Raw genomic sequence first — 20,198 nt, 5'->3', positions numbered from 1 at the left:
ATGAAGAATTTTCCATTTATCGTGAATTGCGGGGTCAATCCGTCCTCGCGTAGCCCGGCTGGTGCTTGGCCGACCACGCGAGGAAGTCGCGCGAGCGGTAGGCATTCGCGATGTCGCGCGCGAACGGCTTGTCCCGGTCGGCCGTGCGCACGGCGACCAGGTTCACGTAGTTGCGCGAGATAGTCTCCCGGCGCAGCGCGTCCGTGAGTGTCAGGCCCGATGCGAGCGCATAGTTCCCGTTGATGAACGCATAGTCGGCGTCCTGCAGGGCACGCGGCAGTTGCGCGGCTTCCAGCGGCAGCAGTTTCACGCCCTTTGGATTGGCGGCGATGTCTTTCTCCGACGCTTTCACGGGATCGGTATGCGGGCGCAGCCGGATCCAGCCCATCTGCTCCAGCATGACGAGGGCGCGCGCCTCGTTGGTCGGGTCGTTCGGCAGCGCGACGGTCGTCCCGGCTTTCGCCTCGTCGAGCGACTTGTGGCGGCGGCTGTAGATGGCGATGGGCGCCGTCGGCACCGTGACCAGTTCGGACAGCGCCAGTTTGTGCTCGGCCGCGAAGCGGTTGAGGTAGACGATGTGCTGGAACACGTTGGCGTCCAGCGATCCTTCGGCCAGCGCGAAGTTCGGCTGGACGTAGTCGCTGAACTCGACGATCCTGACTTTGTAGCCCTGGCGTTCCAGCAGCGGCTTGATGCCGAGCCGGACCTGGTCCGCGTACGGGCCGGCGCTCGTGCCGATCACGAGCTCCTTCGGGTCCTTCGCGTGGGCGCCGGCGGCGACGGCCAGGGCGGCGGCGAGCACCAGCAGGGTGCGACGTTTGAAGTGCATGCGTTGTCCTTGCGGTTCGATGAATCAGCGCTTGTCCAGCCGCCGCGCGACGCGGGTGCCCGTGAGCTGGATGACCTGCACGAGCGCGACGAGGACCGCGACGGTGAACACCATGATGTCCGTCTCGAAGCGGTAGTAGCCGTAGCGGATGGCGAGGTCCCCGATGCCCCCGCCGCCCACGACGCCGGCCACCGCCGAATAGGACAGGAAACTGATGGCGAGGACGGTCAGCGCCAGCACGAGGCCGGACCGGGCTTCCACGAGGAGCACGCGCGTGACGATCTGCAGTTCCGACGCGCCCATCGCCTGCGCCGCCTCGATCACCCCGCGCGGCACGTCGCGCAGCGTCTGTTCGACGAGGCGCGCGAAGTACGGGACGGCGGCGATCGACAGCGGCACCGACGCGGCCAGCGGCCCGATCGAGCTGCCCACGACCAGCCGGGTGAGCGGCACGAGGGCGACGAGCAGGATGATGAACGGGAACGAGCGGATCGTGTTCACGGTCCACCCGAGCAGCAGCGCCAGCGGGCGGTTCTGCAGCGACTGGCCGTCGCCGACGAGGAACAGCAGGATGCCGAGCGGGCCGCCGAACAGCACGGCCGCAGACACGCCGATGCCGAGCATGGTGAGCGTCTGGCCCAGCGCGGCGGCCAGGTCCGGGAGCAGGTCGATGAGCGGTTCAAGCATGGAGGACTCCGGGGTGGAACAGGGCGCCGGCTTCGGTGCCGTAGAACGCGAGCTCGCGGCCGAGGGCCGTGATGCGCGGGGCGGTCGTGTCGGCGGGGGCGAACGTCTCGGCGACGACGCCGTTTTCCAGCACGGTCACGCGGTTGCAGAGGGCGCCGAGCGCCGGCAGTTCGTGGCTGACGATGACGATCGTGACGCCCAGGTCCGCGTTCACGGCGCGCAAGGTGTCGAGCAGGGCGCGCGTCGTCCCGGCGTCGAGGGCGGACGTGGGCTCGTCGCACAGCAGGACCTCGGGCTGGCTCGCGAGCGCCCGCGCGATCGCGACCCGCTGCTTCTGGCCGCCGGACAGGCGCGCCGGATAGTCGTCGGCCCGCGCCGAGAGGCCGACCAGTTCCAGGCATTCCAGCACGCGCCGGCGCAGCCGGGGCGGATTCAGCATGCCGTGCAGGCGCAGCCCGAAGGCGACGTTGTCGAACACGGTCAGGTTCTGCAGCAGGTTGTAGTGCTGGAAGATCATGCCGATGTTCTGGCGCGCGGCGCGCAGATCGCGTTTCGACAGGCGCGTGAGATCGCGGCCGGCGACGGTGACGGACCCGCTGTCCGGCGTCTCCAGCAGGTTGATGGTGCGCAGCAGGGTCGACTTGCCGGCGCCGCTCTGGCCGACGATGCCGAAGATGTCGCCGCGCTCCACGTGCAGCGACACGTCGCGCAGCACGGGCTCGGGACCGAACGATTTGGTCACGCGGTCGATGCGGATCAGGCTCATGGCGCGCTCCGTCACGCGTACGCGGTCGGTTCCGGCAGCGTGCCGTCGAGGGCATGGCGGCCGATGTCGCGCAGCTTGTAGTCGACCGGGTCGTGCAGCGTGTGCACGCGGGCGTCGCGCCAGTAGCGGTCGAAGCCGTGGTGCACGGACGTGGAAGGGGCGCCCGTCAGTTCGAACAGCTGGCTGCCGATCTCGATGGCGGCCTTGTGCGCGACGACCTTCGCTTCCGCGACCGCGAGCGCGACCTCGCCCCGTTCACGACCCGTCAGGTGGGCGCCGCGTGCGAAGGCGTCGTCCAGTTCCGCGGCGGCGCCGTCCGCCAGCACCTGCGCGGGCCGCACGAGCACCTGGAACTGGCCGAAGCGGTGCTGTACGTACGGATCGTCGGTGGCGGCGGCGACGTCGAGGCTGGACGCGAACCACGGCTGCGCCTCGCGGCGCAGGTAGCCGCGCGCCGCCCCTAGCGCGCCTTCGGCCAGGCCGACGTACACGTTCGTGAGGATCAGTTGCGCGACCTGGGCGCGCAAGGTCGCCTGCGGCGTGGCCGCGCGGGCGGCCGGCTGCAGCACGTCGTCTTCCGTCAGCAGCACGTTCGTGAACGTCACGGTGCCGCTGTCGGCCTGGCGCAGGCCGAACGCATTCCAGTCGGCGTGCACGGCGACGCCGTCCCGCTGCGTGGGCAGCACGGCGACGAGCGAGCCGTGCGCGAGCGGGTCCCAGGCGCACACGGTGAGCCAGTCCGACCCGACCGATCCCGATGCAAAACCCTTGGCGCCGTCCAGCACGTAGCCGCCGGCCGTCGGCCTGGCGACGAGGCGCTTGTCGAGCGGGTTCAGGGCATCGCCCCAGAACACGTCGTGCTCGATGGTCTCGAATAGCAGCCGGCGCTGCTGGCGCGCGTTGCCGGCCAGGCGGATGCCGGCGATCTGCAGGTGGTGGAAGCCGAGCAGGTGGGCGAGGGCGCTGTCGGCACGCGCGACGATGCGCACGACGTCGGCGATCGTCTTCCAGCTCGCGCCCAGGCCGCCGTACTCGCGCGGCACCGAGAGGGCCAGCAGGCCGGACGCGCGGATCCACTGCCGCTCGCGCGCGGCATGGCCGCCGAGGCGGTCGCGCTCGACGGCCGTGGTGGCCAGGCGCGCCGCCAGGTCGTGGGCGGCGGCGATGGGGTCAAACGGGTCGGGGGCCGGCGCCTGGTGGGCGGGGCCGTCCGACGATGCGGGAACTGGGTGCAGTGCCAGGTGCATGGTCGATATCCTTCAGCAAAGTCGGCCCAGTATTGCAAACGGGCGACCCGGCGTGAACGAAGATATTCGCCGTTCGATATGTGACGAACGTTAAAACGAAAAGCGACTATGCAACTACGGCCGACGCCATCAACGCGAGACGATCAGGCGCAGGCCGAGGGCGATGAAGATGGTGCCGGCGATACGGTCCAGCCATTGTCCCGCCTTGGGACGGCGCGCGAGCCACTGGCCGATGGCGCCGGAAAAGAAGCCGAGCAGGCCGAACAGCACGACGGCCTGCAGGGTGAACGTGAGACCCAGCAGCGCCGTCTGCAGGTTGGCGTCGCCGCGCTGGGCGACGACGAACTGGGGCAGGAACGACAGGAAGAACAGGGCGACCTTCGGATTGATGGCGTTCGCGACGAGGCCCTTGAAGAACAGCGTGCGGGCCGGGTCGGCGGCGGCGTGCGCGGTGTCGACGCGGGCACCGCCGCGGCTGCGGATGGCGTGCCAGCCCATCCATGCCAGGTACAGGCCGCCGCACACCTTCAGCGTCGTGAACGCGAGCGGCGAGGCGGCGATGAGGGCGGATACGCCCACGACGGCCAGAAGCGTGTGCGACAGGCACCCGAACGCGCACCCGAGTCCGAAGGCGATGCCCCGCGCCCGGCCCTTGGCGATCCCGACGCTCAGCACCATCATGTTGTCCGGTCCTGGCGACAGGGTCAGCAGGATGGCGGCGGCGAGGAAGGCGAAGAACTGGTCGGGTGTCAGCATGGGCGGTCCTGGGCAAAAGGTCAATGTTACCGCACTGAACCCGGCATTGGTGTAAAGTGCGGCTCCTATGTCCAGTCACAAGCACCAGCAACCCCTGCGCAATGCGTTCGAACGCGTCCTGAATGCCTTTCTGTTGAAGGGCCTGGTCGCCGGGATCAGCTACCGGCTCGGTGGTCTCGGCCGGGTACGCGTGACGCGCCGCGACGTGGAACTGGCCCCGGAACGGCGCCTGGCGCAGCCGCTGCGCATCGGTTTCGCGTCCGATTTCCACGCGGGCCCGACGACGCATCCGGCCGTATTCGCCGACCTGCTCGCGGCCATCCGCGCGGAAGCGCCGGACGTGCTGCTGCTGGGCGGCGACTATGTGTGCTTCGATGCGGAGAACGTGGCCGTCCTGGCGGACTTTTTCACCGGCGCGCGGGCCCCGCTGGGCACCTATGCCGTCGTCGGCAACCACGACGTCTGGAACGGCCGTACCGTGATCGAGGACGCGCTGCGCGCGGGCGGCGTCGAGGTGCTGGTGAACCGCAGCGTCGCGCTGCCGGCGCCGTTCGGCGACGTCAGCGTGTGCGGCATCGACGATCCGTGGACGGGGGCGCCGTCCGCCAGCGCCACGTTCGCGGGCGCGGGCCCCGTCCGGATCTACCTGACGCATTCCCCCGACGGCCTGTACCGCCTGGAGCGCCAGCGCTACGACGTCGCCTTCGCCGGGCATACCCACGGCGGCCAGATCGCGCTCCCGGATGGTGCGCCGCTGTTCCATCCGAGCGGGCCGTGTTCGCGCGATTTCTGCTACGGCCGCTATGACCAGCCCGACAACGGGCCTCTCATCGTCAGCCGCGGCGTCGGCTGTTCCGGTATCCCGCTGAGGCTGAACGCCGATCCGGAACTCCTCATTTGCACGCTCCGCTAGGCTTTCATGGCCGATTTTTTGCGGATTCCCAGCTTCGTTCCCTTGAAATATTGAGTATTTCCTTTGATTCTGGATAACAGAATGGCGATAATGTGACGCCGCCAGGCTGGCGACCGGCATTGTTCTTGCATGCCAGTCCCGGCGGTCCGAGCCCAGGAGGAGACCCCCTTCGGCGTACGTATGTGCAGGTTACCGCCTGCCCGCCGCGCATAACAATCAGGGACCGGGATCTATCTACTATCGATTGGAGAAAGCAGTGAGTCTTTTCAGAACCAAGAATCTCGACAACATGGTCGCAGCCTCCCGTACCCCGGGCGGGCTGAAGAAAGTGCTGGGGCCAACCGACCTCATCCTCATGGGCATCGGGGCGATCGTCGGCACCGGTATCTTCGTGCTGACCGGTACCGGCGCCCTGACGGCCGGGCCGGCGCTGACGGTATCGTTCATCGTCGCCGCCATCGCATGCGGCTTCGCGGCCATGTGCTACGCGGAGTTCGCGTCCACCGTGCCGATCGCCGGTTCGATCTATACCTACAGCTACGTCGTCCTGGGCGAACTCGTCGCCTGGATGATCGGCTGGGACCTCCTGCTCGAATACGGGCTGGCGACGTCGGCGGTGGCCGTCGGCTGGTCCGGCTATTTCCAGTCGCTGATGAGCGGCTTCGGCATCACCATTCCGGAAGTGCTGTCCGCGGCGCCGGGCGCGGTGCCGGGCGTGCACAGCGTGATGAACCTGCCGGCGCTGGTCATCATGCTGGTGCTGACCGCGATGCTGTCGTACGGCGTGCGCGAATCGGCCCGCGTGAATAACGTCATGGTCGTCATCAAGATGGTCGTCGTGCTGCTGTTCATCGCCGTCGGCTTCAAGCATGTCACGCCGGCCAACTGGCACCCGTTCGCGCCGTTCGGCGGCACGGGCATCATGAGCGCCGCCGCCGTCGTGTTCTTCGCGTTCATCGGTTTCGATGCCGTCACGTCGGCCGCCGAGGAAGTCAAGCGTCCGGAACGCGACCTCCCGATCGGCATCATCGGCTCGCTGACCATCTGCACGATCCTGTACGTGATCGTCGCCGCCATCATGACGGGCATCGTCCCGTTCCAGATGTTCAAGGGCATCGACCACCCGGTCTCGCTGGCCCTGCAGCACGCGGGCGAAAACTGGTTCGCCGGCTGGATCGACCTGGGCGCGATTCTGGGTATGACGACCGTGATCCTGGTGATGGCCTATGGCCAGACCCGCATCATCTACGCCATGTCGCGCGACGGCCTGCTGCCGGCGAAACTGTCGACCGTGCACCCGAAATTCGGCACCCCGTTCTTCGCAACGTGGGTGGTCGGCATCCTGTTCGGCCTGATCGCCGCCTTCGTCCCGCTGAACGTGCTGGCCGAACTGGTCAACATCGGCACGCTGGCCGCGTTCTGCCTCGTCTCCGTCGCCGTGATCGTCCTGCGCAAGAAGCGTCCGGACCTGAAGCGCGCGTTCCGCTGCCCGGGCGTGCCCATCGTGCCGGGCATCGCCGTCGTGTTCTGCCTGGCGCTGATGTCGTTCCTGTCCGCGATCACGTGGGTGGCGTTCGTCATCTGGCTGGTGCTGGGCCTGCTGGTGTATTTCGGCTATGCCCGTTCGCGGTCCTTGCTGAGCGGCGTGACGCAGTCCTGATTCGACTTTGCTTCCATAAAGCGGCGCTGCGGCGCCGCTTTTCTTTTTGGCAACGATACAATTTTTGTAATCCCTGTCCGACATTCTGGAGGGAAGCGTACCGATTACGCCAACCAGGCCGGGTCCGCATAATCTTGGTAGAACATTTACCAAAAGATTTGTTATGACCTCCACTTTTGTCGTCGACAGCCCGGCACGCGCAGCAGGCCGGGACACCCGCCCGGTCCAGGTATCGTCCGCCAGGGACTTGTACTTCGCGCTGATGGACAACCCGGCGGCGGCCATTGAGGCGTCCCGCGCGTTCCTCGCGGCGCAGGTCGAGGTGGCGCGCGCCGAGCCGTGCGAACTGCCGGACGCCGTCTGGCAGTTGCAGGGCTGGATCCAGGGCCGCGCCGAATCGGTCGGCATCGCGTACCGCGAATACCTGGCCGCGCGCAAGAACGGTGCGCCGCGCCGCTACTTCACCAGCAACTCGCACGCACTGTACTTCCTGAAGGGCGTCGCGCCCACGAAGCTCGTCGACGGCGCCTGGCTGTACGGCACCCTGCCGCGCTGGGAAAACCCGGACTTCCACCCGCTCATCAAGACCTATCTCGAAGAGCTGGGCGACGGCGTGCCGGACAAGAACCACGTGACCCTGTACCGCCGCCTGCTCGCGGCCCACGGCTGCGAGCACTGGGAAACGCTGCCGGAAGACCACTTCGTGCAGGGCGCCATCCAGCTGGCGCTTGCGTACCACGCGGACGCCTTCCTGCCCGAAGTGGTGGGCTACAACCTCGGCTATGAACAGCTCCCGCTGCACCTGTTGATCACGTCGTACGAACTGAACGAACTCGGGATCGACCCGTATTACTTCACCCTGCACGTCACGGTCGACAATGCCGGCAGCGGTCACGCGCACAAGGCCGTGCAGGCATTGCGCAACCTGATGGCGCAGTCCAGCGACCCGGCCGCGTTCTTCCAGCGCGTGCTGGACGGCTACCGCCTGAACGACCTGGGCGCATGCACGACGTCCGTCATCGGCGCGTTCGACCTGGAGGCGGAGCTGGTCGAGATCTTCAGCGCGAAGGCGGCCATCGGCAAGAACATGCACTCGGATTACTGCCGCGTGGCCGGCCGCTCCGTGAACGACTGGCTCGCCGACCCGAAGCAGATCCCCGATTTCCTGGCGAAGCTGGAGGAATCCGGCTGGATCCAGCGCGGCGAAGAGGTGGAGCAGAGCCGCTTCTGGCGCCTGATCCAGGGCGAGCGCGCCGAGATGTTCGGCGTGTTTTCCAGCTATGAGCAGCAGGTGCTGCGCGACTGGATCACGACGCCGCGCGACGCCACCGCCACCGCGCGCACCGGCCGCGTGTTGAGCCACCGTGCACGCCAGCGCGCCCTCGACAGCCTCACGCAGCACGCGCAGCGCAGCGGCTATCCGGAGCGGGGCCTGATCCGCCGGCGCCCGGCAGGCAGCGGCGGCGACTCCGAACTGCACCAGCTGGAAGAGCGCGTGGCTGCGGCCGCCGGCAAGCCGGAGGCGATGGCCATGCTGGCGCAGCTGATGTCGCCGTCGATCCACCACACGGCCATCGGCCTGATGGCCACCCGGATGTATTCGCAGCTGCTCGACGCTTAAGCAAGTACGCAGCGGCGCGCCGATGCGCGCCGCGACGACCGACAAACAAGGGATTCCTGTGCACATACTCGAACAACGCTTTTTGCGTGGACCGAACATCCACGCCGCCACTCCCTGCCTGCTGTCCGTGCTCGACCTGGACGCTTTATATGGCGTCTCGACCCGCGACCTGCCGCAGTTCAACGAGGCATTGCTGGCGCTCCTGCCGTCGCTCGCGGACTATCTCGTGCCGACGGGCCAGCCGGGCGGTTTCGCCCAGCGCCTGCGAGAAGGCACGTATCTCGCGCGCGTGATCGAGCACGTGACGCTGGGACTGCAATGCCTCGCGGGCGCGCCGGTCGCGTTCGGGCGCACGCGGCCCGTGACGGGCAAGCCGGGCCAGTACCGCATCGTCTGCGCCTACCAGCTGGAAAAGGTCGCGCAGCCGGCGTTCGCCCTCGCTGTGGACATCGTCGACGCGCTCGCCCACGGCCGCCCGTTCGACCTGGCGCCGCGGCTGGACGAACTGCGCGCGACCGCGGAGCACTATGCCATCGGCACGAGCACCGCCGCCGTACTGGCCGCCGCGCAGGAGCGGGGCATCCCCGTCACGCGCATCACGGAGGACGCGAACCTGTTCCAGCTGGGCTGGGGCGTGAAACAGAAACGCATCCAGGCGACGATCACGGGCGACACGGGCACCATCGCCGTGCGCATCGCCAGCGACAAGCAGCTCACCAAGCAACTGCTGCACGAAGCGGGCGTGCCGGTGCCGCAGGGCGAGACCGTGACCACCATCGAGGACGCGCTCCGCGTGGCGCGCAAGTTGAACGCGCCGGTGACGGTGAAACCGCTGGATGCCAACCAGGGTAAAGGTGTGACGGTCGCGTGCCGCACGGATGCGGAGATCGAGCAGGCCTACGCGTACGCGCGCAAGTTCGGCCGCCACATCATCGTCGAGCGCTTCATCGAAGGCGCGGATTACCGCGTGCTCGTCGCGGGCGGCAAGGTGGCGGCGGCGTCGCTGCGGCGGCCCGCGCACGTCGTAGGCGACGGCACGCACACGGTGCGCGAACTCGTCGACCTCGAGAACCGCAACCCCGCGCGCGGCGCGGGCCACACGAACATCCTCACGCAGATCGCGCTGGACGCCCACGCGGAAGACCTGTTGCGGCGCCAGGACCTCGTGCCGGACGCGGTCCCCGCGGCCGGCACGACGGTGTATTTGCGCGGGAACGCGAACCTGTCCACGGGCGGCACGGCGGAAGACGTGACGGACCTGCTGCCGGAATCCACGCGCCGCCTGTGCGTACGCGCGGCCGCGAAGATCGGCCTGGACGTGGCGGGCATCGACATCGTCTGCCGCGACATCGCCGTGCCGCTGGCGGACCAGGGCGGCGCCGTCATCGAAGTCAACGCGGCGCCCGGCATCCGCATGCACCAGCATCCCAGCGGCGGCACGCCGCGCGACGCGGGCGACGCCATCGTGCAGGGCCTGATGGGCGAGTCGGACGGGCGCATCCCGATCATCGCGTGCACGGGCACGAACGGCAAGACGACGACCACGCTGCTGATGGCGCATACGGTGCGCCTCGCGGGCAAGGTCACGGGTGTGACGACGACGCACGGCGTCTACATCGCCGGCAAGGAAGTCACGAAGGGCGATTGCACGGGCTACTGGTCGGCGCGCACGGTCCTCGCGTCGCCGGACGTGGAGTTCGCGGTGCTGGAGACGGCCCGCGGCGGCATCCTGAAACGCGGCCTCGCGTTCGACCGCTGCGATATCGGCATGGTGCTGAACGTGTCGCCCGACCATCTGGGCCTGGACGGCGTCGACACCATCGAAGACCTCGCGCAGGTGAAGGCCGTGGTGCCGCTGTCGGCCAGCCGCGCCGTCGTGCTGAACGCCGAGGACCCGCTGTGCGTGTCGATGGCGCGGCGCGTGCACCCCGATGTGGAGATCGTGTATTTCGCCATGGAGGCAGACAGCCCGGTGCTGCTGCGCCACCTGGAAGAGGGCGGCCGTGCCGTCTACTTCCAGGACAATTCGATCGTCGTGGCGGATGCGACGTACCACCAGGAGCTGCTGCGCGTGGAAGCGATGCCGATCGCACTGGGCGGCCGCGCGCGCTACAACATCGCCAACGGCCTCGCGGCGGCGGCGGGCCTGATGGCCGCGGGTTTCAGCAACCTGCAGATCGCGACGGGCCTCTCGACCTTCGTCAGCGACGGCAAGACGAACCCGCTGCGCACCAATGTGTTCGACGTGCGCGGCGTGACCGTCATCGTCGACTATGCGCACAATCCCGCCGCGTATGCCGCCCTGGCCGAGATGGCGCGCTCGCTGCTGCCCGGCCAGCTGGTGGGGATCGTGACGGCGCCGGGCGACCGCCGCGACGCCGACCTGCTGGAAGTGGGCCGCGTGTGCGCCGGGCGCTTCGACGAGCTGGTCGTCTACGAATCGTCGAGCCGCGGCCGCGCGTACGGCGGCGCCGTCGACCTGATCCTGCAAGGGGCCGAGGAGGTCGTCGGCAAGACGGATACCCTGCACCGCGAACTGGACGTGGGCGAGGCGATCCGCCTGGGCCTGTCGCTGTGCCGGCGCGGGGACGTGCTCGTGTTCGCGTGCGGCTCGTCGCTGGACGTGTTCGTGGACGCCATCCGGCAGACGGACCCGGAGAGCGCGGCGCGTATCGCGGCGCAGGTCGGCTGAACTATTTGCGCGCGCCCGCCGCCGCGCGGCGCGCGATCTCCAGGAAGTTGTCCACCCGCGTCGACGAATTCCCCTCCAGCGAGGCCAGCGCCAGCTTCGACCGGACTTTCGTATCCGTGATGTCCACGTACGTCACCCCTTCGGCATGGAACTGGCTGACCGAGGCCGGCACGATCGACACGCCGAATTCCGCCGCGACGAGGCTGACGACCGTGGACAGCTGCGGCGCCTGCTGGCCCGGCATCGGCTCGAAGCCGGCGTGGCGGCATGCCGAGACGATCTCGTCGTGCAGCATCGGGCTCGCCAGGCGGGGGATCAGCACGAACGGTTCCTGCGCCAGTGCGGACAGCGGGATCCGCGCCCGCTGCGCGAGCGGGTGCGTGACCGGCAGCACGGCCTTCATCGGCTCGCTCGCGATGTCCTGGAGCACGACGCCGGCGAACGAGTGCACCCCCGGGCGCAGGAAGGCGAGGTCGATCCGGCCTTCGTCCAGCAATGCCAGCAGGTGTGCCGTGGTGCCTTCGGTCAGCGTGAGGCCGACGCCGGGATAGGCGTTGCGGAACTCGCGGACAAGCGCGCGCACGATGGGGTGGAAGGCCGCCGACGCCGTGAAGCCGAGGTGCAGGTGACCCGTCTCGCCGCGACCCGCCCGCTGCGCGTTCAGTGTCGCGTGTTCGACGTCGTCCAGCAGGCGCTTGGCGTCGACGAGCAGGGCCTTGCCGGCGTCGGTCGCCACCACGCCGTGGCCCGTGCGGTGGAACAGCTTGACGTCGAGTTCCCGCTCCAGCGCGTGGATTTGCTGGCTCAGCGGCGGCTGGCCGATGCCGAGACGTTCCGCCGCCCGGGTGATATTGCCTTCCTCGGCGACGGCGACGAAGTAGCGTAAATGTCTGAGTTCCATGCGGTATCTGTGAAAAGTATGGATCCTAGATTATCCATATATTGGACAGCATAGTGAGATTTCGAGATAATACAGGTATCCCACGGACAAGTTTTTTGCGGCGAGAGCCGCATGGACGCGTTTTGGCGGGCCCATAACTTTATTTTGGAAGAGTGCTGGAATGTCAGAAGCAATAAAAAAAGTTCAGGAGCGAAGGCAGCCGATCCGTAATGTGAGCATTACGGACATCACGATGAATTACAAGCAGCCGCCGTCGGCCATCGTGTCGATCCTGCACCGTATCAGCGGCTTCGTGCTGTTCCTGTTCCTGCCGTTCCTGCTCTACCTGTTCGAGCAGAGCCTCCGTTCCGAGATCTCGTTCGCGCACTTCGCGGGCATCGTCAGCCATCCGTTCACGAAGATCGTCATCCTGGGCCTGTCCTGGGGCTACCTGCACCACTTCTGCGCCGGTATCCGCCACCTGTTCATGGACAACCACATGGCCCTGGACAAGGACGCCGCGCAGCGCACCGCCCGTTACGTGCTGGTCGTCGCCCTGGCGCTGACCCTGCTGGTCGCCCTCAAACTGTTCGGAGTGTTTTAATTATCATGGCTACTACCCCAAGAACATCGGACAGCGCCGCCTCGTCGTCGGCGCGCACTACGGCATGCGCGACTGGCTCGCCCAGCGCGTGACCGCCATCGTGATGGTCGTCTTCACCGTCATCCTGCTGGTCTCGTTCCTGACCGGCCAGAATTTTACGTACGAAGGCTGGGCCGGCCTGTTCGCCCGCCAGTGGTTCAAGCTTTTCACGATGGTCACGTTCTTCGGCCTGTTCTACCACGTGTGGGTGGGCATCCGTGACATCTGGATGGACTACGTCAAACCGGTCGGCATCCGCCTGACCCTGCAGATCGCCACGGTGCTCTGGCTGCTCGCCTGCGCCGCCTGGACTGTGCAAATTCTCTGGAGCGTGTAATCGTGGCAGCAATCAACACCAACATCCCCGTCCGCCATTTCGACGTCGTCATCGTCGGCGCCGGCGGTTCCGGCCTGCGCGCGGCGCTGCAACTGTCCGAAGCGGGCCTGAACGTGGCCGTGCTGTCGAAAGTGTTCCCGACCCGCTCGCACACGGTCGCCGCACAGGGCGGCATCGGCGCGTCCCTCGGCAACATGAGCGAGGACGACTGGTACTGGCACATGTTCGACACCGTCAAGGGTTCGGACTACCTGGGCGACCAGGACGCCATCGAATTCATGTGCCGCGAAGCCCCGAAGGTCGTGTACGAACTGGAACACTTCGGCATGCCGTTCGACCGCAACCCGGACGGCACGATCTATCAACGTCCGTTCGGCGGCCACACCGCGAACTTCGGCGAGAAGCCGGTGCAGCGCGCCTGCGCCGCCGCCGACCGTACCGGCCACGCGCTGCTGCACACGCTGTATCAACGTAACGTCCGCTCGCGCACGCACTTCTTCGTCGAATGGCAGGCGCTGGACCTGGTGCGCAATGCCGACGGCGACGTCCTCGGCGTCGTCGCGCTGGAAATGGAAACGGGCGACGTCATGATGCTGCAGGCGAAAACGACCGTGTTCGCCACGGGCGGCGCGGGCCGTATCTTCGCCGCGTCGACCAACGCCTTCATCAACACCGGCGACGGCCTGGGCATGGCGGCACGTGCCGGCATCCCGCTGCAGGACATGGAGTTCTGGCAGTTCCACCCGACCGGCGTGGCTGGCGCGGGCGTCCTGATCACGGAAGGCGTGCGTGGCGAGGGCGGCATCCTCATCAACAGCAACGGCGAACGCTTCATGGAGCGCTATGCGCCGACGCTGAAGGACCTCGCACCGCGCGACTTCGTGTCGCGTTCGATGGACCAGGAAATCAAGGAAGGCCGCGGCGTGGGCCCGAACAAGGACCACGTGCTGCTGGACCTGCGCCACATCGGCGCGGACACGATCCGCAAGCGCCTGCCGTCGATCCTGGAAATCGGCCACAAGTTCGCCAACGTCGACGCGACCAAGGAACCGATTCCGGTCGTGCCGACCATCCACTACCAGATGGGCGGCATCCCGACCAACATCCACGGCCAGGTCGTGGTCCCCGACGGCACCGGTTCGCAAAAGGTCGTCAATGGCCTGTACGCGATCGGCGAATGCTCGTGCGTGTCGGTGCACGGCGCGAACCGCCTGGGCACGAACTCGCTGCTCGACCTCGTGGTGTTCGGTCGCGCGGCCGGCAACCACATCGTCGCGCAGAATCTGAAAGAGCAGGGCAACCGCGCGCTGCCGAAGGATTTCGCCGACTACGCGCTGGGCCGCCTCAACCGTCTCGAGACCTCGACCGGCGGCGAGAAGGTGCAGGACGTCGCGAACGACATCCGCGCCACGATGCAGAAGCACTGCGGTGTGTTCCGTACGCAGGCGCTGATGGACGAAGGCGTCAAGGAAATCATGGCCCTGGACGAGCGCCGCAAGCACGTCTCGTTCAAGGACAAGTCGAAGGTGTTCAACACGGCGCGCATCGAAGCGATCGAGCTGGATAACCTGATCGAAGTGGCCAAGGCGACCGTCGTGTCGGCCGCGGCGCGCAAGGAATCGCGCGGCGCCCACGCCCACAGCGACTACGAGCAGCGCGACGACGTGAACTGGATGAAGCACACCCTGTTCTACTCGGAAGGCAACCGCCTCGACTACAAGCCGGTCGTGACCAAGCCGCTCACCGTCGACACGTTCAAACCGAAGCCCCGCACGTTCTAACCAGGTACAGAAATAATGGCACGCACAGTCCAACTGAAAATCTACCGCTACGATCCGGACAAGGATTCGAAGCCCTACATGCAGGACGTCACCGTCCAGCTGAAAGACACCGACAAGATGCTGCTGGACGTCCTGCAGCGCATCAAGTCCGACGTCGACGACTCGCTCGCGCTGCGCCGCTCGTGCCGCGAAGGCGTGTGCGGTTCGGACGCGATGAACATCAACGGCAAGAACGGCCTGGCCTGCACGACGAACCTGAACGAGCTGACGCAGCCGATCGTGCTGCGTCCGCTGCCGGGCCTGCCGGTCATCCGCGACCTGATCGTGGACATGACCAACTTCTTCAAGCAGTACCACTCGATCAAGCCGTACCTGATCAACGAGTCGATTCCGCCTGAAAAGGAGCGTCTGCAGTCGCCGGAAGAGCGTGAAGAGCTGGACGGCGTGTACGAGTGCATCCTGTGCGCGTGCTGCTCGACGTCGTGCCCGTCGTTCTGGTGGAACCCGGACAAGTTCGTGGGCCCGGCCGGCCTGCTGCAGGCGTACCGCTTCATCGCCGACTCGCGCGACGAAGCGACCAACGAGCGCCTGGACAACCTGGAAGACCCGTACCGCCTGTTCCGCTGCCACTCGATCATGAATTGCACGGACGTGTGCCCGAAGGGTTTGAACCCGAACAAGGCCATCGGCAAGATCAAGGAATTGCTGGTACGCCGCGCGATTTAAAGCGCATCGCTGCAACGAGAAACGGGCCCGCGGGCCCGTTTTTTTTATACGGCTTCGGCTTCGATCCTGCTCGCCGTCGCGGGCGACGTCGGCCGGATCGCCTCGGTCAACTCCGTGAGCGCCGAGCCGCAGCCGAACACCAGCACATCGCCCGGCTCGCAGCGCGCAAGGCCGGCGCGGATCGCCTCGTGCACGTTCAGCTCGACCTGCAGGTGATCCGTCTCGTACTTGCCGAGGCGAGCGCCCTGCACGAGCAGTGCCGCCACCTCGCCGGACGCGCGGCCGCGGTTCTCCGTCTCGTACACGACCAGCTCGTCGAATCCGGCCGCGCAGGTCTCGCCGATCGCAACGAGGTCTTCGTCGCGGCGGTCGCCCGGCGCCGCCACGACGCCGACGAGGCGGCCCGGCGTCAGCGCGCGCGCCGTCTCGGCCAGCGCGGCATAGGCGGCCGTGTTGTGGGCGTAGTCGAAGATGACGGTCACGCCGTCGACGTCGAACACGTTCGAGCGCAGCGGGTTGTGCTTCCAGTCGGAGACGAACGTGCGCAGGCCGGCCGCGATCTCGAGGTTGCCGAAGCCGGATGCGCTGAGCGCCGCGGCGGCGGCCAGCGCGTTGGCGATGTTGTAGCGCGCGGCGCCCTTCATCGTGCACGGCATCGTGCGCACGTCCAGCAGCGCCTCGTGGCGCGTGCCGTTTGCCAGCACGATCATGTTGTCTTCCAGGTAGACGCCGCGGCCGCCGTTTTCCAGGTGGCGCAGCAGGACGGGGGTGTCCGGGTCCAGCGAGAAGTACAGCACTTCGACGCCATGCGCCAGCTCGGACGACATCGCGACGCAGTGGTCGTCCTCGGCGTTCAGCACGACGGCGCGGCGTGCCCGCTCGGCGATGACGAATTTCACGCGCGCGAGCGCCTCGACCGTGTCAATGCCGTCCAGGCCCAGGTGGTCGGCCGACACGTTCAGCACGACGGCGACGTCGCAGCGGTCGAACGCGAGGCCGCGCTTGAGGATGCCGCCGCGCGCTGTCTCCAGCACGGCGAAGTCGACGTCGGGCGACGCGAGCACGGTGCGCGCCGAGCGGTAGCCCGTGCAATCGCCTTTCACGATCCGTTCGCCGTCGATGTACACGCCTTCCGTCGTCGTCACGCCCGTGCGCAGGCCCGCGAGGCGCGTCGCGTGCGCGATCAGGAGGCTCGTCGTCGTCTTGCCGTTCGTGCCCGTCACGGCGACGACCGGGATGCGGCCGTCGTCCTCGCCGAACAGCGCGTCGACGATGGCGGCGCCCGCGTCGCGCGGCGTGCCGCGGCTCGGGTACTGGTGCATGCGGATGCCCGGCGCCGCATTGACTTCGATGATGCCGCCGTTCTGCTCGCGCAGCGGACGCGCGATGTCCTGGCAGACGATGTCGATGCCGGCGACATCGAGGCCGATCGTGCGCGCGGCGCGGATGCAGATGTCGCGCGTTTCTTCCGGCAGCAGGTCCGTCACGTCTTCGGCGGTGCCGCCGGTCGACAGGTTCGCGTTGCCGCGCAGGTCGACCACGCTGCCTTCCGCCGGGACCGAATCCAGGTCATGGCCCTGGCTCGCCAGCACTTGCAGCGCGAGGTCGTCCAGCGGGATCTTCGTGAGGATGTTCGTGTGGCCGTCGCCGCGCGCCGGGTTGCGGTTCTCGACGTCGACCAGCTCGCGCACCGTCGACACGCCGTCTCCGGTCACGTGCGGCGGGCGGCGCCACGACGCGGCGGCCACCTTGCGGCCCGTGACGAGCACGCGGTAGTCGCGGCCCTGCAGGAATTCCTCGACGATGACGTGGCGGCCGTATTGGCGGGCGAACTCGAAGGCGCGCCCGATTTCCTCGGGTGTCGCGCAGTTGACCGTCACGCCCTTGCCTTGGTTCGCGTCCAGCGGCTTCACCGTCACCGGACCCTTGATGCGGCGCGCTTCGCGCAGCGCCTGTTCGAGCGTGGTGACGGTGGCGCCGGCAGGGACGGGGACGCCGGCCTGGTCGAGCAGCGTCTTCGTCAGCTGCTTGTCGCTGGCGATGCCGACGGCCACGTGGTTCGTCGCGCCGGTGATCGTGGCCTGCAGGCGTTGCTGGCGGCTGCCCCAGCCCAGCTGGAACAGGTTCGCTTCCTCGATCAGGCGCAGGCTCGGGATGCCGCGCCGGTGCGCGGCCGCCAGTACGGCGGCCGTGCTCGTGCCGATGGCGTGGCGGTGCGCGGTGTCGCGCAGGTCGTCCAGTGCCGCGTCCAGGTCGAACGCCTCGTGGCGTGCGCACGCATCGATCAGCGCGGCCGCCGTGCGCAATGCCCGGTTCGCGACCTGTTCGACCGTGTAGCCGCATACGACGCGGGCCTGTCCCGGCTTGGCGGGGTCGATTTTTGTCATGCCGAAGGTGCCGGGCGTGCCGGCAAGGCGCTGCAACTCCATCACGACGGGTTCGAGCGCTTCGTGCGCGGCCTGGCAGTCCGACAGGCGCGCCGCCGCTTCGGCCGGCATCGCGGGCAGCAGGGCCAGCAGGCGCGCGCCCAGGCCGGCCGCGTTCTGCTGCCCGGCGAGGTCGAGGACCGCCAGCAGGCAGGGCGTCGCGGCATACAGGCTCGGGCCGCGCAGGAAGCGTTGTTCTGCGATTTTCATGAGATCGGATTCCGTTTCGTGATGTTTTCCAAAAACTCGAGCAGCGGGGGCGGGACGCGTCTCGCGTCGTCGTCCGTGCCGGGTAATGCGTACTGGCTGCCTGCGGGTAGCAGGTGGAGGCGGACGTCGATCAGTTCCGGCGTCTCGTGATTCGCGATCTCCGCGACGTTCGTCGACATCGTGCGGCCATCGACGACGGTGACGGCGCCTTGTCCCACCACTTCGATGCCGACGCCGCGTTCGACGACGAGGGCCGTGTCCTCGTCGATGCCGATCCCTTGCAGGTACGGGTTCTGGGCGACGATGGACAACAGCCGCGACAGGCGCTGGCGTTCCGAGAAGTGCTGGTCGATGACGACCTTGTGCAGGAAGCCGAGGCCCGCGCCCAGGCTCACGGAGCCTTTCTCGGGATGCAGTTCCGCGCGGCCCTGCGCGAGCATGTGGCCGGACATGGCGGACGCGCCGGCGCTCGTGCCGCCGATGCAGGCGCCGCGCAGCTTGAGCGCGGCGTGCATCTCGGCGTCCAGCGCCGTGCCGCCGATGATCGCGAGCAGCCGCTTCTGGTCGCCGCCCGTCATGAAGATGCCGTCGGCGTCGACGACGTCGCGGATATGCCGTTCGTCGTTGGCATCGTGGCGGCTCTGCAGGTGCAGGTGCGAGTGGCGCGAGACACCGAGATCGGCGAACGCGCGGTCATAGGTTTCCCACATGTTCTGCGCGACGCTGCTGGCCGCCGTGATGACGACGATCTTGGCGTCCGGGCCGCCGCACAGTTCGACGAAGCGCTTGAGGATCGCCATGTCGTTCTGCTTGTCTTCGCCGCCGCCGATGATGACGAGGTGGCCGTGGCTTTTGGCCACCCGTTCCGCCTGTTCGGCCTGGGCGATGGCGTTCTTGTCCTGTGCTGTCATCGTGCGACTATCCTTGCGTGGGGCATGTCCTGGTTGCTGTGCGAAGCGGCTTCGGTGCGGGTCACGGCGATCAGGCCGACGGGCACTTTAAGATCGAACAGGTCGACGCCGCGCTTGAGGGCCAGCTCGAGCGGCATGCCGTCCTCGATCCAGCCGTACACGGTGCGCGCCAGCAGGTGGCGGACGATCTGCTCGCCGATGCCGGTGGCCGCGACGGCACCTTCCGGGCCGGCGTAGAAGCCGCTGCCGATGATCGGCGTGTCGCCCACGCGGCCCAGCAGCGAAGGCGCGGAACCGCCCGTGGACAGCGCCACGGCGAAGTGGCCGGCCGGGTCGCGCACGACGGCGCCGACCGTGTCGCAGGCGGCGTGCGCGGGGAGCTCCAGCGGCGTCTGGTAGTTCCAGAAGCGGAGGAAGGCTTTCGCTTCCTCCGGGATGCCCGGCATCGCGGGCACGCGGCCCGCCAGTTCGCGTACCACTTTGTCGTGCGCTTTCCGCTGGTGGTCCGAAATGGCGGTGTGCGTCGGGTGGCCGATGGCGGCGGCGAAGCGGGCGGCGCCGTCGCCCGCCAGCAGCCAGTGCGGCGTCTCGGCGACGGCCCGCGCCAGCAGCACGGGGTTCTTGACGCCCTGGACGCAGGCGACGGCGCCGAGGCGGCCGCGCGTGTCCATGATGGACGCGTCCATTTCGACGGTCGCGCCGTCCAGGCACAGGACTGAACCGCTGCCGGCATTGAACCGGCCATCGTCTTCCATCGATACGACCGCCGCGATGGCGGCCTCGAGCGCGTCGGCGCTGATGGCCAGCTCCTCGACGGCCCGTTGCGCCGCACGTTCGCAGCCGTCGTCGTACGCGCGCGGGCTGCCGGCGCCGCCGTGCACGACGATTGCATAGTCGTATTCTTGCGTAACGCTCATGTTGTTCTTCTCTCCTGGAAAACTTGTGCAATGCGCGCACCGATACGGCGCGGCAAAGCTGATACCACATTATGCAAAACATAAAAAAATAGAAACATCGGTCGCGTCGCCGTGTGGTTGTCGGACGCCGCTTACACGGATCAGTCTGTCCCTAGGTGTGGGAAGTGCGGGATGCCGGCAGAAGATATTTCCGGCG

At 67.7% G+C, this 20,198-nt stretch carries 17 protein-coding genes; 8 read left to right on the top strand and 9 right to left on the bottom strand.

Features of this window, described 5'->3' with window-relative positions:
• Window positions 1-34 precede the first annotated feature (34 nt).
• The 5 genes from P0M04_RS27275 to P0M04_RS27255 form a co-directional block, all read right to left on the bottom strand.
• Complete coding sequence (locus tag P0M04_RS27275) at window positions 35-829, bottom strand: MetQ/NlpA family ABC transporter substrate-binding protein (RefSeq protein WP_259451205.1); 795 nt, start codon at window positions 827-829, stop codon at window positions 35-37.
• Between the two features lie 24 nt (window positions 830-853).
• Entirely contained in the window at window positions 854-1,516 is a 663-nt protein-coding gene (locus P0M04_RS27270; protein ID WP_259451206.1) for a methionine ABC transporter permease, read from the bottom strand.
• Window positions 1,509-2,282 carry a methionine ABC transporter ATP-binding protein gene (locus P0M04_RS27265; protein ID WP_259451207.1) on the bottom strand — a complete coding sequence of 258 codons (774 nt, stop codon included), beginning with the start codon at window positions 2,280-2,282 and terminating at the stop codon, window positions 1,509-1,511. The genes P0M04_RS27270 and P0M04_RS27265 overlap by 8 nt, the downstream gene beginning before the upstream one ends.
• 11 nt (window positions 2,283-2,293) lie before the next feature.
• Window positions 2,294-3,529 (bottom strand): acyl-CoA dehydrogenase family protein, encoded by a 1,236-nt coding sequence (locus P0M04_RS27260; RefSeq protein WP_259451208.1) that lies wholly within the window; start codon window positions 3,527-3,529, stop codon window positions 2,294-2,296.
• A 129-nt stretch (window positions 3,530-3,658) separates the two neighbouring features.
• On the bottom strand, window positions 3,659-4,285 hold the full coding sequence (locus P0M04_RS27255) for a LysE family translocator (protein WP_259451209.1): 627 nt from the start codon (window positions 4,283-4,285) through the stop codon (window positions 3,659-3,661).
• 67 nt (window positions 4,286-4,352) lie between these two features.
• Here P0M04_RS27255 and P0M04_RS27250 point away from each other — a divergent pair, with 67 nt between their 5' ends.
• The 4 genes from P0M04_RS27250 (at window position 4,353) to cphA (P0M04_RS27235) (ending at window position 11,171) form a co-directional block, all read left to right on the top strand.
• Window positions 4,353-5,198: a metallophosphoesterase gene (locus P0M04_RS27250; RefSeq protein WP_259451210.1), complete on the top strand. Its 846-nt coding sequence runs from the start codon at window positions 4,353-4,355 to the stop codon at window positions 5,196-5,198.
• Window positions 5,199-5,454: 256 nt separating this feature from the next.
• Window positions 5,455-6,858, top strand: a complete 1,404-nt coding sequence (bcaP, locus tag P0M04_RS27245) for a branched-chain amino acid transporter BcaP (protein ID WP_281042114.1) — start codon at window positions 5,455-5,457, stop codon at window positions 6,856-6,858.
• A 163-nt stretch (window positions 6,859-7,021) separates the two neighbouring features.
• Window positions 7,022-8,479, top strand: coding sequence for an iron-containing redox enzyme family protein (locus P0M04_RS27240; RefSeq protein WP_259451211.1), 1,458 nt, complete (start codon window positions 7,022-7,024; stop codon window positions 8,477-8,479).
• A 58-nt stretch (window positions 8,480-8,537) separates the two neighbouring features.
• Window positions 8,538-11,171, top strand: a complete 2,634-nt coding sequence (gene cphA, locus P0M04_RS27235) for a cyanophycin synthetase (protein ID WP_259451212.1) — start codon at window positions 8,538-8,540, stop codon at window positions 11,169-11,171.
• A gap of 1 nt (window position 11,172) precedes the next feature.
• Here cphA (P0M04_RS27235) and P0M04_RS27230 read toward each other — a convergent pair whose 3' ends face one another.
• The gene (locus P0M04_RS27230) at window positions 11,173-12,072 is read right to left on the bottom strand and encodes a LysR family transcriptional regulator (RefSeq protein WP_259451213.1); all 900 of its coding nucleotides are present in this window, start codon (window positions 12,070-12,072) and stop codon (window positions 11,173-11,175) included.
• Between the two features lie 160 nt (window positions 12,073-12,232).
• Between P0M04_RS27230 and sdhC the strand changes: the two genes are divergently transcribed.
• The 4 genes from sdhC to P0M04_RS27210 all read left to right on the top strand — a co-directional run bounded on the left by sdhC (window position 12,233) and on the right by P0M04_RS27210 (window position 15,538).
• A complete protein-coding gene (gene sdhC / locus P0M04_RS27225; protein WP_281042113.1) occupies window positions 12,233-12,655 on the top strand; it encodes a succinate dehydrogenase, cytochrome b556 subunit in 423 nt (140 codons plus the stop codon).
• Window positions 12,656-12,719: 64 nt separating this feature from the next.
• The gene (gene sdhD, locus P0M04_RS27220) at window positions 12,720-13,031 is read left to right on the top strand and encodes a succinate dehydrogenase, hydrophobic membrane anchor protein (protein ID WP_082576994.1); all 312 of its coding nucleotides are present in this window, start codon (window positions 12,720-12,722) and stop codon (window positions 13,029-13,031) included.
• 2 nt (window positions 13,032-13,033) lie between these two features.
• Window positions 13,034-14,812, top strand: coding sequence for a succinate dehydrogenase flavoprotein subunit (sdhA, locus tag P0M04_RS27215; RefSeq protein WP_281042032.1), 1,779 nt, complete (start codon window positions 13,034-13,036; stop codon window positions 14,810-14,812).
• Between the two features lie 15 nt (window positions 14,813-14,827).
• The gene (locus tag P0M04_RS27210; RefSeq protein WP_281042033.1) at window positions 14,828-15,538 is read left to right on the top strand and encodes a succinate dehydrogenase iron-sulfur subunit; all 711 of its coding nucleotides are present in this window, start codon (window positions 14,828-14,830) and stop codon (window positions 15,536-15,538) included.
• A 44-nt stretch (window positions 15,539-15,582) separates the two neighbouring features.
• Here the strand turns inward: P0M04_RS27210 and cphA (P0M04_RS27205) are convergent, their stop codons facing one another.
• The 3 genes from cphA (P0M04_RS27205) to P0M04_RS27195 are packed head-to-tail and all read right to left on the bottom strand — an operon-like array spanning window position 15,583 to window position 20,002.
• Window positions 15,583-18,174 carry a cyanophycin synthetase gene (gene cphA, locus P0M04_RS27205; RefSeq protein WP_259452665.1) on the bottom strand — a complete coding sequence of 864 codons (2,592 nt, stop codon included), beginning with the start codon at window positions 18,172-18,174 and terminating at the stop codon, window positions 15,583-15,585.
• Window positions 18,171-19,085, bottom strand: coding sequence for a cyanophycinase (locus P0M04_RS27200; protein WP_259452666.1), 915 nt, complete (start codon window positions 19,083-19,085; stop codon window positions 18,171-18,173). Before P0M04_RS27200 ends, cphA (P0M04_RS27205) begins: the two co-directional genes overlap by 4 nt.
• Window positions 19,082-20,002 (bottom strand): isoaspartyl peptidase/L-asparaginase, encoded by a 921-nt coding sequence (locus P0M04_RS27195; protein WP_259452667.1) that lies wholly within the window; start codon window positions 20,000-20,002, stop codon window positions 19,082-19,084. The genes P0M04_RS27200 and P0M04_RS27195 overlap by 4 nt, the downstream gene beginning before the upstream one ends.
• Window positions 20,003-20,198: the final 196 nt, after the last annotated feature.

The organism is Telluria mixta (assembly GCF_029223865.1).
Taxonomy (GTDB): domain Bacteria; phylum Pseudomonadota; class Gammaproteobacteria; order Burkholderiales; family Burkholderiaceae_D; genus Telluria; species Telluria mixta.
The sequence above is the reverse complement of the archived record's forward strand: the minus strand, read 5'-3'. Positions and strand labels throughout refer to the sequence as shown.

Bases quoted from the DNA above. Each gene is read 5' to 3' on its own strand.
- P0M04_RS27260 (WP_259451208.1), bottom strand. From the start codon at position 3,529: ATGCACCTGGCACTGCACCCAGTTCCCGCATCGTCGGACGGCCCCGCC.
- P0M04_RS27255 (WP_259451209.1), bottom strand. From the start codon at position 4,285: ATGCTGACACCCGACCAGTTCTTCGCCTTCCTCGCCGCCGCCATCCTG.
- P0M04_RS27240 (WP_259451211.1), top strand. From the start codon at position 7,022: ATGACCTCCACTTTTGTCGTCGACAGCCCGGCACGCGCAGCAGGCCGG.
- P0M04_RS27200 (WP_259452666.1), bottom strand. From the start codon at position 19,085: ATGACAGCACAGGACAAGAACGCCATCGCCCAGGCCGAACAGGCGGAA.
- P0M04_RS27250 (WP_259451210.1), top strand. From the start codon at position 4,353: ATGTCCAGTCACAAGCACCAGCAACCCCTGCGCAATGCGTTCGAACGC.
- sdhC (WP_281042113.1), top strand. From the start codon at position 12,233: ATGTCAGAAGCAATAAAAAAAGTTCAGGAGCGAAGGCAGCCGATCCGT.
- P0M04_RS27210 (WP_281042033.1), top strand. From the start codon at position 14,828: ATGGCACGCACAGTCCAACTGAAAATCTACCGCTACGATCCGGACAAG.
- P0M04_RS27230 (WP_259451213.1), bottom strand. From the start codon at position 12,072: ATGGAACTCAGACATTTACGCTACTTCGTCGCCGTCGCCGAGGAAGGC.
- P0M04_RS27265 (WP_259451207.1), bottom strand. From the start codon at position 2,282: ATGAGCCTGATCCGCATCGACCGCGTGACCAAATCGTTCGGTCCCGAG.
- P0M04_RS27195 (WP_259452667.1), bottom strand. From the start codon at position 20,002: ATGAGCGTTACGCAAGAATACGACTATGCAATCGTCGTGCACGGCGGC.
- P0M04_RS27275 (WP_259451205.1), bottom strand. From the start codon at position 829: ATGCACTTCAAACGTCGCACCCTGCTGGTGCTCGCCGCCGCCCTGGCC.
- sdhD (WP_082576994.1), top strand. From the start codon at position 12,720: ATGCGCGACTGGCTCGCCCAGCGCGTGACCGCCATCGTGATGGTCGTC.
- P0M04_RS27270 (WP_259451206.1), bottom strand. From the start codon at position 1,516: ATGCTTGAACCGCTCATCGACCTGCTCCCGGACCTGGCCGCCGCGCTG.
- cphA (WP_259452665.1), bottom strand. From the start codon at position 18,174: ATGAAAATCGCAGAACAACGCTTCCTGCGCGGCCCGAGCCTGTATGCC.